The organism is Oceanospirillum sediminis (assembly GCF_014164585.1).
Taxonomy (GTDB): domain Bacteria; phylum Pseudomonadota; class Gammaproteobacteria; order Pseudomonadales; family Halomonadaceae; genus Oceanospirillum; species Oceanospirillum sediminis.
On record NZ_JACJFM010000283.1, the window covers coordinates 1 to 333 of the forward strand.

The following is a 333-nucleotide window of genomic DNA, read 5'->3' on the forward strand; positions in this document are numbered from 1 at the left end:
CATTGGGGTAAAAAGGCGTATACAGATATGGAGGAAAATTACACAGTAATACCACAATATCTAAGAGGTTCGGAGTATATACGCACCCCAAATTCAGATGGCAAATATTGGGCTAGAGACCAGTTACAATTCATCGCTGGGATGAAAATGCACATCTATGTATTACATGATGATACTGTAAAACGACCAGAATTCCTTGTAAGCGATTATAAAGACACTGGCGATAATATTAAAGTGGGTAATGTTGTAATGTCTATTTTTCATCGTGTGGCCGAAGCTGGCGAGAGTATAATCATGGCAGGGAACAGCGATGGGGATGCGCCAAAGGTTTGG

The 333-nt window shown here is 40.8% G+C and carries 1 protein-coding gene; it reads left to right on the forward strand.

The window, feature by feature from the left end:
• Positions 1–27: 27 nt before the first annotated feature.
• The coding region (locus H4O21_RS28705) for a hypothetical protein (protein ID WP_182812672.1) at positions 28–333 on the forward strand (306 nt) is incomplete at its 3' end.